This is a genomic window from Gilliamella apis, from assembly GCF_002142155.1.
GTDB lineage: Bacteria > Pseudomonadota > Gammaproteobacteria > Enterobacterales > Orbaceae > Gilliamella > Gilliamella apis.
This window is the reverse complement of record NZ_NASD01000025.1, coordinates 17,666-31,009: the sequence shown is the minus strand read 5'-3', so window position 1 is coordinate 31,009 and position 13,344 is coordinate 17,666. Positions and strand designations below refer to the sequence as shown.

Genomic DNA, 13,344 nt, shown 5'->3' with positions numbered 1-13,344 from the left:
AACTAATATTTATACATTTAATCAGCATCTTTAAAATATTTTAAGGAGCATTCATTTAACAATAACAACAAGAGGAGTAAAAAATGAAAACCCCACACAAAAATTTAATTACACTAATCAAAAACCGTAAATTGAAAAAAGCACAAGAACAAGTAAATAAACAATAACCGGTAGATTGGTGAAAAAAAATAAATTGAGATAAACCCCATAATTTGGGGTTTTTTTATAGCTTAAAGTAGAATTAATCAAGATTATTATTTTGAAATATCAGGCTGTTGCTTTTTTCAAAACTTCATAAATTTGGTCTTTTAATTTTAATTTTTGCTTTTTCAAACTTTCAATTGTTTCAGATGTATCAACGGCAATACCCGCTTCAATATTTTTAATTTTTTGGTCAAGTTGATTGTGTTCTTCAAATAGTTTTTGAAAATGTAAATCAGTGTTTTTTAACTTAGAGATTAAATCACGATATTCTGGAAACATACTGCCCCCTTACAAGATGAGTTAAAATAATAACAATAGCAGTTATTACTATTTCAGCTTACAATATTCTTGATTGTTTTAATAGCAATTTTTGAACGGGAGATGTTTATGAGTGAAAAGATCGTTATTGCAAAAAGTGAAGGTAATGATTTATACATCCTTGCATCGTTGGCAAATCGCCATGGTTTAATAACTGGTGCGACAGGTACCGGTAAAACTGTAACCCTACAAAAGATAGCAGAAAATTTTTCGCAAATTGGTGTACCGGTTTTTCTTGCTGATGTTAAAGGTGACTTGACTGGCTTAGGAGAAAAAGGGGTACTATCTGACAAATTACAATCACGATTGGCAAATATAGGCGTAACTGATTGGCGCCCTGATTCATCACCTTTAGCGTTATGGGATGTATTTGCTGAAAAAGGGATCCCAGTGCGTAGTACGGTTTCCGATATTGGACCTATTTTATTGGCTAGATTATTAAATTTGAATGATGTTCAATCAGGCGTTTTACAACTTGTATTTAAAATAGCTGATGATAACGGTCTGTTATTGCTTGATTTTAAAGATTTACGCACCTTAATACAGTTTATTGGTGATAATGCTAAAAAATTTACCACGCAATATGGCAATATTAGTGCCTCATCAATCGGTGCAATACAACGAGGATTATTATCTCTTGAACAGCAAGGTGCCGGATTCTTCTTAGGCGAACCTATGTTAGATATTAACGATTTACTACAAGTTAATGAACAAGGTCGTGGCATTATCAATATTTTATCAGCAGATAAACTATATAATTCGCCTAAACTATATTCAGTATTTTTATTATGGTTGTTATCTGAATTGTTTGAGCATCTACCAGAAGTTGGCGATCTTGATAAACCGAAACTGGTATTCTTTTTTGATGAAGCTCATTTATTATTTAATGATATTTCTCCAGCTTTATTAGAAAAAATCGAACAAGTTGTTCGTCTTATTCGCTCTAAAGGTGTTGGTATCTATTTTGCTACACAAAGTCCAACCGATATTCCTGAAACTATTCTTGGCCAACTAGGTAATCGCGTTCAACACGCATTACGAGCTTTTACACCTAAGGATCAAAAAGCGGTTAAAGTAGCAGCGCAAACCATGCGTGCCAATCCAAACTTTGATACAGAAAAAGCGATAATGGAGCTTGGAGTTGGTGAGGCATTAATTTCATTTTTAGATGAAAAAGGGCGTCCTAATGTAGTACAAAGAGGGATGGTGATTGCCCCAGAATCAAAAATGGGAACCATGGCTTTAGAAGATCAATTAGCAATAATTCATCAATCTCGCTTTTATTCTAAATATTCAAACACTATAGATCGTGAATCAGCTTATGAAAAACTTAAACGAGGTTTTACTATCAATACAGTAAATGACCAAAATCCAGCAGAAAGCAATTCAACACCAAGCTCTACAAATCAAAACGAGCACGGTGGTGTAATGGATTTTTTAAGTTCAATTTTTTTTGGCAGGACAGGATCAAAAGGTGGACAACATGACGGGATAGTTCAATCCGTTGCCAAAAGTGCCACTAGACAAGTGGTTAATCAAATAGGCAGACAAATTACTCGAGGAATATTGGGTGGTTTTAAAAAGTAAGCTTAATTAACAACAAATAAACTAATAAAACAATAAGGAGTTATAGATGTTAAAATTGTTTATTGAATGGTACAAAAAACGCTTTAGCGATCCTCATGTGGTATCGTTACTGTTTGTTATCATTGTGTTATTTTTTATCATCTATTTCTTCAACAAAATTTTACTGCCTATCTTAATTGCTATTGTTCTATCTTATTTACTTGATAGACCGGTTAATTATTTACAACGCAAAAAGGTTCCTCATACATTAGCCGTCGTGATTGTACTGTTACTATTTATGTTTGTCGGATTAACCGCCATTATGATTTTATTACCTTTAATTTGGCAACAAAGTGTTAGCTTAATCACTAATATTCCTAATATGTTGAATTTTGCCAACAAATTTATTACATCTTTACCAGAACACTATCCTGAATTAATTGATGTTGGTCTATTCGATTCGATAATTCAGAGTATAACCAGTAGAGTTGTGCAAACAGGCAATTCACTATTACAGTTTTCAATTAGTTCTTTATTTAGTTTAGTTTCAGTAGCCATTAATGCAGTATTAGTGCCAATTATTATGTTCTTCTTATTGAAAGATAAAGCGAAAATATGGGGTTACTGTTCTAAGGCATTACCGAAGAATCGTACCATATTAAATAAAGTCGCCTCTGAAATGGATATGCAAATTTCCAACTATATAGTCGGTAATGTTTTACATATTGTTATATTAAGTATCTGTGTTTATATCCCATTTTGGTATTTTGGTTTAGATTATGGTTTACTATTAGCTGTTTTAGTTGGGCTTTCCGTACTGATCCCTTATATTGGTATTATTATCTCTAGTATTCCGGTGGTGTTAATCGCACTCTTCCAATGGGGCTTCACGGCACAATTTGGTTATTTAATTTTCTTCTATATTCTAATTCAAGCCCTTGATGGTAATTTATTAGTTCCCTATCTGTTTTCTGAAAAACTCAATCTTCATCCATTGGTGATTATTGTTGCTGTCATTATATTTGGAGGTTTATGGGGATTTTGGGGGGTATTTTTTGCCATACCGCTTGCGACATTAGTTAAAGCCATTATTAATGCATGGCCAAATCTTGAAGAGATAAATAATATAAAAAGCGAAAAAAAAGCCGATTAATTAAATAATCGGCTTTAGTTAAAAATTAACAATGGTTTTTAAGATAATCTAAAACCACGGTATGATGATTGGCGGTTTTGAAATCATCGAAAACTTTTTCGATCTTGCCATCTTTACCAATCAAGAAACTTATGCGATGAATTCCGTCATAAGTTTTCCCCATAAATTCTTTTTCACCCCAAACGCCAAAAGCGTCACAAGTTTTATGATCTTCATCGGAAAGTAGGGTAAAATTTAATAATTCTTTATCAACAAAACGTGATAATTTTTCTGGTTTATCTGTACTAATACCAATAACAACTACATTATATTTTTTAAAATCGTCAGCACTATCACGTAAATTACACGCTTGTACTGTACAACCTGGTGTCATAGCTTTTGGGTAAAAATAGAGCAAAATTCGCTGACCTTCAAAATCATTGGAACTTACTAGTTCACCATCTTGGTCAGGTAGAGAAAATTGAGGTGCTTCTTCACCTTCTTTTATCGGATTAACCATAAATTTATTACCTATGTTTTAGTTTAAAATTTTAATCGCTATGGGTATAAATTACTTTATTTTATCAACTTAACTTAAATTTTTAAAAAAATGACTAGCTACATCAATCGTATGATTGATTTCTTTATCTGTGTGCCTAAGTGACATGAAACCTGCTTCGAAAGCGGATGGTGCAAAATAAACACCTTCAGCGAGCATATGATGATAGAATTTTTTGAATAATTCAATATCACAATTCATAACATCTTTATAACTGCTCACTTCTACAGCATTTGTAAAGAAAAAACCAAACATAGCTCCGGCATGATTGACAATAAAAGGAACATTAAAACGTTTTGCAGCAGATAACAGGCCATTAACTAAGTAAGAAGTTTTCTCTTCTAATTCCTGATAAATACCAACATCCATCAATTTTTTCAAAGTAGTATAACCGGCAGCCATTGCAACTGGATTACCAGAAAGTGTACCTGCCTGATAAATTGGGCCAGTTGGTGCTAATTTTTGCATTATTTCCGACCGACCACCAAAAGCACCGACCGGCATTCCGCCTCCAATGATTTTACCTAAACAAGTTAAATCAGGAACAACGTCATAGTATTCTTGAGCACCACCTAAAGCAACTCTGAAGCCTGTCATTACTTCATCAATAATGAGTAATGCACCATAATTGTCGCATAAGCTTCTTAGTCCTTGTAAAAACGCTTTTTTAGCAGGTACACAATTCATATTACCAGCAACTGGTTCAATAATTATTGCCGCTATCTGGTTGGGATACAGTTCAAATTGTTTTTTAACGGATTCTAAATCGTTGTAATCACAAACTAAAGTGTTCTTAACAAAATCTTCAGGAACACCCGGTGAAGTAGGGTGACCAAAAGTTAGTGCTCCGGAGCCAGCCTTAACTAATAAATAATCCGCATGACCATGATAACACCCCTCAAATTTAATAATTTTGTCACGACCGGTATAACCTCGAGCAAGGCGAATAGCACTCATGGTTGCTTCAGTACCTGAATTTACCATACGCAACATCTCAATAGATGGCATCAGTTCTGTCACCAGATTAGCCATTTTAGTTTCAATCTCAGTTGGTGCACCATAACTTAATCCATTACGTACCGCATTAATAACCGCATCGGCAACATCAGGGTCATTATGACCTAAAATCATCGGCCCCCACGATAAAACATAATCAACATAAGCTTTTTGATCAACATCATAAATATAAGCACCATCAGCCCTTTCGATAAATAATGGTGTACCACCAACGCCATTAAAGGCTCGTACAGGTGAGTTAACGCCACCAGGCATAAAAGCTAATGCTTCACGGTAAAGTTTTTCAGATTTAAATGTATGCATAATCGAGATTATCTCTATAGGTAAGGTAGTGGTATTTATTCACAAAATTAAGTTAAATTCAAGCTAGCTAACGCAAATTTATCTAATCGACGTTTTCGCTTTGTATTTTCTTTTTTCAAGGGTATATAATATAACAGTAATAAAAGTAGGAGAATAAAATGAGCGATGCGTTACCAATTAACTTTACTGATGCAGCAGCAAATAAAGTTAAATCTCTAGTAACAGAAGAAGAAAATCCGAATCTAAAATTGAGAGTCTATATAACTGGTGGTGGTTGTAGTGGCTTTCAGTATGGCTTCACATTTGATGAAAAAGTAAATGAAGACGATCTCGCTATTGAAAAAAATGGTGTGTCTTTGATTATTGACCCAATGAGCCTGCAATATTTAGTTGGTGGTACCATAGATTATATTGAAGGTTTACAAGGTTCACGGTTTGTCGTTGATAATCCGAATGCAACTACTACTTGTGGTTGTGGTTCTTCTTTTAGTGTTTAATTTAAGTCAGATTATTAATCAAAATTTTGATTTTTAATCCTAGAAAAACTGAATTTTAAGGGAATTGATTAAAAATTCCCTTAAATGTGACAAACATTGAGCAATTAGACAATTATTTTAAATTTTCTATTGACGTAAAAATTAAGATCGGTAAAATGCACAGCATCCAAAACGCAGTTACCTTTCGGAACTAGGTTTTGAGCCCGGGTGGTGAAATCGGTAGACACAAGGGATTTAAAATCCCTCGGCCTTTTTGGCCGTGCGAGTTCAAGTCTCGCCCCGGGCACCATTTAAAACACTTCTCATGCGGGAATAGCTCAGTTGGTAGAGCGCAACCTTGCCAAGGTTGAGGTCGCGAGTTCGAACCTCGTTTCCCGCTCCAATTTCAAATATCAAAAAATTCAATAATAAAGAAATATTTCAGTTATTTTATCTAATATTTTCCTCTAAAAGATTATCAACATATTGTTAATTCTATAATATTGGTGTGAATAGTTTCGATTCTACAATCATATTGGACTAGTAATTCTCAATTTTTGCTTATATTTAAACATAAAAAGTTCTCTAACAAGGCGATTCTATTATTTTAATATCGTCTATGAACGTTAATTATTCTGTCATTATTCGGCAATTAATCTCCTCTAAGTTCAAGATGAACAATCAATATCAAGCTCAATCCAAACAAATTTAACTAACTTGACCTTTTGTTTGTAGCAATAAAATTCTTAGACAGCATCTCCGATTATCTATTTTTTATTTTTACGAGTCACATTTTGTTTTTTATTTGTTTTTTCTCAACAAAAAGTAATCCCAATAATCATTGTCTAATATCAAGGCCTTCGTATAATCAAATTGAAATGGATTTTGTAAAAGGAGAAAACCTTTGTTAACTAAACTTATCAAAGCTTCTTATATTCAACTTGATATTGAAGCTAGTAGCTTTGAGGAAGCAATAGAATTAGCGATGTCACCATTAGTTATTGATGAAGCTGTTACGACAGATTACGTCGATAAAGTTATCTCTATATTAAGAGAAATTGGTCCTTATATTGTCATTACCAAAAATATTGCTATTCCTCATGCTCCATCAGATTCTGGCGCTAAAAAACTTGCTATAGGATTTACAAGACTGAAGAACGCTATCGTTTCAGGAAATTCAGCCAATGACCCAGTCAAGTTTTTGTTCAGCTTAAGTTCACCAACGGGAGATGATCATTTATCCGCATTATCAGAATTAGCATCTTTGTTTAGTGATGAGAAATTTTTGGCTTTTATACAAGATGTGAAAAAACCGCACGATTTTATAGATTTTTTAGAAAACTTTGAAAGGAGTATAGAAAATGATTAAAGCATTAGTTGCCTGCCGTGCAGGAGTTGGGTCAAGTTTAATGTTAAAAATTAAATTGAATGAAGTCATCAAAGAAAATGCCTTTCCAATTGCCCTTGAACACTCTTCATTAGATGGTGTTCCTGGATTTAATGGTAAATATATCATTACGTTACCTGACGTTGCCGAAGATTTAGAAAAGAAGAATCTTCCACAACGTATTATCGGAATCAAAAATATTATGGATAAAAATGAAATAAAAGAAAAATTAGAGCTTGCTCTTAAAGAAGATGGATTAATTTAATTGAGAAGAGGTCTAAAATGGATTTTATAATTAGTTTTCTTAGCACTCCAGCTGTTTTACTCGGCGTAGTTGCGTTTGTTGGCTTATTAGCCCAAAAGAAACAGTTGGTAGAAGTTTTTACTGGCACATTTAAAACAACCATTGGTTTTTTAATTTTTAGTGCTGGTGGGGCTCTTATGACAGGTGCTCTACAAAATTTTAATAAATTATTTCAAGAAGGTTTCCATATTGTTGGTATCGTTGCATCACCAGAAGCAGCTGCTGGTATGGCGCAAACAGAATATGCTTTAGTGACTTCTGTTACGCTAATATTGGGTTTTGCAATGAATTTGGTTTTTGCCAGAATCACTCCATTTAAAAATATCTTCTTCACCACTGGTCATAGTCTATTCTTTGCTTGTGTATTATCACTAATCCTAAAATCTTATGGTTTATCTAATACTGCAGCAATTTTAATCGGTGGAACGATTTTAGGTTTCGCGTCAAGTGCATTGCCACAATTATGTCAACCATTTATGCGAAGAATTACTGGCAGTGATGTGCAAGCAATCGGTCATTTTAATATGTTTGGATATGCACTTTCTGGTTTAATAGGTAAGATATTTAGCAAATATAGCGACAAAACAACAGAAGATATTCATTTCCCTAAATGGTTATCTTTCTTCCGCGATTTTTTAATGGGCGTTGCAGTTGTTATGCTCGTCTTGTTCTATATTTCGGCATTTAAAGCTGGTGAAACCTTTACTCAAGGATTAGCTGGTAAAGTACATTGGTTAGTATTTCCTTTCATTCAAGCATTTACTTTTACTGCAGGAATGTCAATTTTAATGACTGGTGTAAGAATGTTCTTAGCAGAAATCACCTCTGCATTCGTCTCTATTTCTGAAAAATTCATTCCAAACTCACGTCCTGCGTTGGATGTCCCAACTGTATTTCCTTTTGCGCCAACAGCTGTAATTATCGGTTTCCTTTGTTCTTATGCGGCTGGTTTAGTTGGTGTAACCATAATGGTTGCATTAGATTTTCCAGTTGTCATTATTCCTGCTGCTCATATCTGTTTCTTCTCTGGCGGTACCGCAGGTGTATTTGGTAATTCAACAGGTGGTTGGCGTGGCGCTATGTTAGGTTCTTTTGTGGTTGGACTCTTGTTAGCCTTTTTACCTACCGTTTTATATCCGATATTTGGCAATATGGGAATAGAAGGCTCAACCTTCCCAAATATTGACTACAACGTTGTGGGTATTTTATTGGAAAAAATACTTCATTTCACCATGTAATGTATGAGGGTTTGATTAAAGATGATTTGAAAAGTAATCATCTTTTTCAAACCATTGCGTAAGTAGAGGAATTGTATGTTAGAAAAATATATTGATTGTATCAAATCGGAATTGTCAGAATATATTAAATATATTGGTGAAGAAAATTTAAATAAAGCAAAGGATTTAATTATCAGCAAAAAAAATGAAGGCAGTCGGGTACATGTCACAGGAATCGGTAAACCATCTTATGTTGCTCATTATATTGCTTCGTTATTCTCATCAATAGGAATACCTGCTTATTTTTTAGATGGAACTGAAACTATTCATGGTTCGGCAGGACAAGTTTTACCTGATGATATCGTGATTGCGATTTCCAATAGTGGTGAAACTGAAGAGTTAAAAAAAGCAATTTGTACTTTGCAAAAACTAGGTACAAAAATTATCGGTGTTGCTGGGAATAACAATTCTTGGTTAGCGCAGCATTGTGACATATTTTTATTTGCTGGAGTAAAACAAGAAGGGGACAACTTAAATAAACCTCCGCGAATATCCATACTTGCTGAAGTGATTATTTTACAGTGTTTATCAATAAAACTCCAAGAAGCTGTAGGCTTAACCGAAAATATGTATTATCAATGGCATCCAGGTGGCAGTTTAGGTGCTTCTCTAAGAGGAGGAAAAGTATGTTAAATGGAATTATAACTGCAATGGTTACACCATTCGAATCCTCTGGCAATATTGATATTAAAGCAACAGAAATTTTAATTGAAAAATTAATTACAAATGGTGTTCAAGGTATTTTTGTATTGGGGACCAATGGCGAATTTCATGTTATAGAAAATGATATGAAAATTAAATTTGCTAAAATAGTTGTAGAAATAGTGGCTAAAAGGGTGCCGGTTTATGCTGGCGCTGGTGGTAACTCCACTGACGAAGTCATTAAACTGGGTAAGCAAATGATAGCTGTCGGGGTGGATGCGTTATCGGTAATTACGCCGTACTTTGTTTCATTGAAAGAAAATGAATTATATAATCATTATCAAATGATTGCCGAAAACCTTGCTATCCCAATAGTCCTTTATAATATACCTAAAAATACCGGCATCAATTTATCCTTTGAGCTGGTGTCTAAACTGTCTAAAATCAGTAATATCATTGGTATAAAAGATAGCAGTGGTGATATTAACAATATAGCTGGTTATATAGATAATACATCCAGAGATGAGTTTTCGGTTCTTTCTGGTTCTGACTCCCTCATTCTTAAAGCATTGAAACTAGGTGCTACAGGTGCTATTTCAGCTACATCTAATTTACTGACCACCAACAACGTTCAAATATATAAGCAATTTATTGCCGGTAATTTAGATAAAGCTGAACAATGGCAACAATCTCTTGAAGAATTTCGCCGGATTTTAAAATATGCTTCCACTCCTTCGGTTCTTAAACAAAGTTTATCTTTATCAGGTATTGAAGTTGGCGTACCTCGATTACCTGTCTTACCTGTCAACAGTCCAGATGATAATCAAGACATAGTCAATACGATAAAGAACTATTATCACTTATAAATAGAGCGGGGAATTATCATGTTTAAAACCAATATAGTTACTCGGTTAGAGCAAAGTAAATTTTTAGTGATAGCTAGAGTTGAAACATTCAAAAGAGCACAAGAAATCATTGAGGGTATTTTAGCCGGTGGAATTGACTGTGTGGAAATTAGTTACACAAACAATAATGCTGGGCAAATAATTCAGCAACTTAACCAAGAATATGGTGACAAAATTTTAGTTGGCGCAGGAACAGTACTGGATAGTGAAACCGCCCGATTAGCAATTCTTGCCGGTGCCAAATTTATCATAGCCCCTAATTATAGTGATGCTGTATGCAAAATATGCAATCGTTATCAAATCCCCTATATGCCTGGTTGTACCACCATGACGGAAATTGTCACGGCTTTAGAAAATGGCGCCGCTATGATTAAAGCTTTTCCGATTTCAAATTATTATGGTAACTCTTTAGTTAATATGATTAAAACGCCGATGCCATATGTGCCTATTCTGTCTTCGGGTGGCGTTACGTTAGAAAATGTTGATGATTGGCTAAATACGGATATTGAATGTATTGGTATTGGTTCCTTATTAACTAAAGGATCGGTTGAGGACATAAGTAAAAATGCAATTAGTCTTGCAAATGCATTGAAGAAATATAAGGAAAGACATCCTTGATATTACTAATAAATTATGTAAATCATTGATATTATTAGTAAGGAAGATGGTATGATTGACTTAAATTCAAAGAAAATTATCCTAACTTTGATTGAAAAATCTTGTGAACAGACGTATTTATTGAATTTATTAAATATAACTAAACGACAATTAGATTATTCAATTTTAAAAATCAATAAATACCTCTCCTCAAATGAACAAAGTGTGGTTGTGCAAAATACCTCGTACTACTCTTTACCTGATAGAAGTAAAGCGTTTCTAATTAAGAATTTAATTAACGGAAAAATTGGCAAAAATTATATTTTTTCAACAGAGGAAAGACAAAAATATATTTTTTTAATGTTGCTCTATCATGTAAATACTTATCTTTCTTCATTACATTTTTTATCAGCATTAAATATTAGTAAAACAACTTTAAACAATGATATCAAACAACTAGAACTTTTATTAAGTTCCGAAGACATTTTAATCACTTATACTAGAGAAAAAGGTTATTCGTTGGTTGGAGATGAATTATCGATCCGTAATTTTTTTCTCAGAAATTTACTCAAAGATTTATCCAATAATTTAGATGATACATTCCTATATGATCTTTTCTTAAACCAAGAGAAGGTTGACTACCTTGATATCAAAAACGATATCAATGAAATTATGCTAAAAAATGAAATTTTATTAGGTGAAAAGAGGAAAAAAGAATTTATCTATACAGTGATATTCCTATTGCCAAGAATGACTAAAAAACTGGAATATATTCCTGTTATTTCAATGCCAAATAAAATCATAATAAAGTTGAAAGAGTATCATATATCATCAGAATTGCTGAAATTATATAAAATAGATGATAACAGTTATGAAGTGCAATACTTAACTTCTCTACTACTGGGCAATTCGGTAGGGAATCGTGATATCAAGACAGTAGATCAGGAGCTGATTTTAAATATTGTACAAATTATTCTATCGAGATTTGAGCAGCTTTTAGGCATAAAATTTGATAACAATGATGATATTTCGAAAAAACTCTATAGCCATTTTAGACCCGCGTATTACCGAATACTTTTTCGTTTGCCAATCATTAATCCAATTTTAGATAAAGTAAAAGAAGAGTTTAATAAACTATTTTTGATTGTAAAAGAAACCTTAAAAGTTATCTATCCGATCATTAATAATGATATTCCAGATGATGAAATATCTTTTTTAACCATCTATTTTGCGGCAATTCTAGACGAAAATAAAATATCAACTAATCAGCAAATCGTTGCCGTAATTATTTGTCAAAATGGTATTGGCAGTTCTTCAATTGTCTATAATAGATTAAAGTTTCTTTTCCCTGATTTTCTATTTTTAGGGCCAATGGAAACTGCCGAAGCCTTAGAGCTGACCAATTTTTTCGATATAATCTTTAGTACTGTAAATAATTTGGTTTTTTATAACCAAAATAAACCGTTTTTTATCGTATCGCCAATCATGTCCGATGAAGAAGAGTATTTATTGCTGGAACGCGTTTATTCGCAAATTAACTCTTATTTGACCTATCCAAAAATAACTGATTTGCTCGATATTTTTAAAAAATACGGTACAATTTCCAATGAAAATGGTATTAAAAAAGAGCTTTATCAGTATTTTTATAAAACAGATAAAAATACAACCATAGAAAATCAAAGTTTAGGCATTCGCCATTTGATCCAAGAAGATTTGATTCAAATAAATGTCTCTGCTAATGATTGGCAAAGTGCCTTATTTACAGCTGCATTGCCATTATTACAAAAGAACTATATCAACCGAAGTTACATAGAGAAAATTATTGAAAATGTTAATTCAAATAGAACCAGTTTCTTGATAAGCAAAAATGTCTCTCTGGCTCATGCAAAACCAGAAGATGGTGTTAACTCTCTGTCATTGAGCATAACAGTATTAAAAAAACCAATGCTTTTCAAGAATGATAAAATTCCCACGCAATATATTTTTACTTTAGCAGCAGTTAATAAGACTAGCCATATTAACGCAATGTCAGAGCTGGTTGCTTTGCTTGAGATGCCCGATTTTTATGAAATATTAAACACTGCAACTCAAGCAAAGGAGATCCTGACATTTATAAAATCTCGATTTCCTTAAGTAATTCGATAAAAGTATGCATGATAAGCATACTTTCTATAAGGACTCTAGTAAATCACGAATATTGGTGTAAAAAAGTCCTATTTTGAGTTAAAACTTCCTTTGTTATATTACGCAAAAATTGAGGTATCAGTGGCACAAACCCTTAAATGATGACCATCAGGATCATTAGCAACAAACGTATAAGCAAAATCGAGCATTTGTTACTCAAATCGGAGACGGAGACGATTTTTCTGTTATGGTCGATGATGTCAATTATTATAGATCGTTAATTTACGATTATTTATCAGACATACATCAACCCTATTTAATTAAGCATGATGATACAACTTTTTTTTATAAACAAAAAAATGGTGAATTACGACAAATACAAAATAACAATTCGAATTCGTTTTGGTGGGCGTTGTTATATAATCATGAAAATAGAAAATACCGAATTGTTGATCTTATTGATTTTAAAGAAGAGTATGAAAAATTCATGATTAACAATTAATTTAGAATATGCTATAAAAACAGTTAAATAA

Annotated in this window: 13 protein-coding genes, 2 tRNA genes and 1 pseudogene; 12 read left to right on the top strand and 4 right to left on the bottom strand. The window is 33.0% G+C overall.

Going from position 1 to position 13,344, the window contains the following annotated elements:
• Positions 1-267: 267 nt before the first annotated feature.
• Entirely contained in the window at positions 268-483 is a 216-nt protein-coding gene (locus B6C84_RS10190; protein WP_034903410.1) for an HP1242/YdcH family protein, read from the bottom strand.
• 108 nt (positions 484-591) lie between these two features.
• On the opposite strand from B6C84_RS10190, the gene B6C84_RS10185 reads away from it, so the two are divergent.
• Both B6C84_RS10185 and B6C84_RS10180 read left to right on the top strand, forming a co-directional pair.
• Positions 592-2,109 carry a helicase HerA-like C-terminal domain-containing protein gene (locus B6C84_RS10185; RefSeq protein ID WP_086319957.1) on the top strand — a complete coding sequence of 506 codons (1,518 nt, stop codon included), beginning with the start codon at positions 592-594 and terminating at the stop codon, positions 2,107-2,109.
• Positions 2,110-2,155: 46 nt separating this feature from the next.
• The gene (locus B6C84_RS10180; protein WP_034903404.1) at positions 2,156-3,241 is read left to right on the top strand and encodes an AI-2E family transporter; all 1,086 of its coding nucleotides are present in this window, start codon (positions 2,156-2,158) and stop codon (positions 3,239-3,241) included.
• 25 nt (positions 3,242-3,266) lie between these two features.
• On the opposite strand, the gene bcp is transcribed toward B6C84_RS10180, so the two are convergent.
• Together bcp and hemL are read right to left on the bottom strand one after the other, a co-directional pair.
• On the bottom strand, positions 3,267-3,740 hold the full coding sequence (gene bcp / locus B6C84_RS10175) for a thioredoxin-dependent thiol peroxidase (protein ID WP_065578054.1): 474 nt from the start codon (positions 3,738-3,740) through the stop codon (positions 3,267-3,269).
• Between the two features lie 69 nt (positions 3,741-3,809).
• Positions 3,810-5,099: a glutamate-1-semialdehyde 2,1-aminomutase gene (hemL, locus tag B6C84_RS10170; RefSeq protein ID WP_086319958.1), complete on the bottom strand. Its 1,290-nt coding sequence runs from the start codon at positions 5,097-5,099 to the stop codon at positions 3,810-3,812.
• A gap of 158 nt (positions 5,100-5,257) precedes the next feature.
• Here hemL and erpA point away from each other — a divergent pair, with 158 nt between their 5' ends.
• The 10 genes from erpA to B6C84_RS10120 all read left to right on the top strand — a co-directional run bounded on the left by erpA (position 5,258) and on the right by B6C84_RS10120 (position 12,820).
• A complete protein-coding gene (gene erpA, locus B6C84_RS10165; RefSeq protein WP_034903395.1) occupies positions 5,258-5,596 on the top strand; it encodes an iron-sulfur cluster insertion protein ErpA in 339 nt (112 codons plus the stop codon).
• 201 nt (positions 5,597-5,797) lie between these two features.
• A tRNA-Leu gene (locus B6C84_RS10160) sits at positions 5,798-5,885 on the top strand.
• A gap of 17 nt (positions 5,886-5,902) precedes the next feature.
• Positions 5,903-5,978, top strand: a tRNA-Gly gene (locus B6C84_RS10155).
• Positions 5,979-6,479: 501 nt separating this feature from the next.
• Entirely contained in the window at positions 6,480-6,944 is a 465-nt protein-coding gene (locus B6C84_RS10150) for a PTS sugar transporter subunit IIA (RefSeq protein WP_065578056.1), read from the top strand.
• Positions 6,937-7,227 (top strand): PTS sugar transporter subunit IIB, encoded by a 291-nt coding sequence (locus B6C84_RS10145; RefSeq protein WP_065578057.1) that lies wholly within the window; start codon positions 6,937-6,939, stop codon positions 7,225-7,227. The genes B6C84_RS10150 and B6C84_RS10145 overlap by 8 nt, the downstream gene beginning before the upstream one ends.
• A 17-nt stretch (positions 7,228-7,244) precedes the next feature.
• Positions 7,245-8,504, top strand: a complete 1,260-nt coding sequence (locus B6C84_RS10140; RefSeq protein ID WP_086319992.1) for a PTS ascorbate transporter subunit IIC — start codon at positions 7,245-7,247, stop codon at positions 8,502-8,504.
• A gap of 75 nt (positions 8,505-8,579) precedes the next feature.
• On the top strand, positions 8,580-9,176 hold the full coding sequence (locus B6C84_RS10135) for an SIS domain-containing protein (RefSeq protein WP_086354028.1): 597 nt from the start codon (positions 8,580-8,582) through the stop codon (positions 9,174-9,176).
• Positions 9,170-10,051: a 4-hydroxy-tetrahydrodipicolinate synthase gene (gene dapA, locus B6C84_RS10130; protein ID WP_086319990.1), complete on the top strand. Its 882-nt coding sequence runs from the start codon at positions 9,170-9,172 to the stop codon at positions 10,049-10,051. Before B6C84_RS10135 ends, dapA begins: the two co-directional genes overlap by 7 nt.
• Positions 10,052-10,069: 18 nt before the next feature.
• On the top strand, positions 10,070-10,708 hold the full coding sequence (locus B6C84_RS10125; protein ID WP_086319989.1) for a beta/alpha barrel domain-containing protein: 639 nt from the start codon (positions 10,070-10,072) through the stop codon (positions 10,706-10,708).
• A 51-nt stretch (positions 10,709-10,759) separates the two neighbouring features.
• Complete coding sequence (locus B6C84_RS10120) at positions 10,760-12,820, top strand: BglG family transcription antiterminator (RefSeq protein ID WP_086319988.1); 2,061 nt, start codon at positions 10,760-10,762, stop codon at positions 12,818-12,820.
• A 110-nt stretch (positions 12,821-12,930) separates the two neighbouring features.
• Here B6C84_RS10120 and B6C84_RS11880 read toward each other — a convergent pair.
• Positions 12,931-13,020: pseudogene (locus B6C84_RS11880) on the bottom strand (VOC family protein); the annotation flags it as partial.
• Between the last annotated feature and the right edge of the window lie 324 nt (positions 13,021-13,344).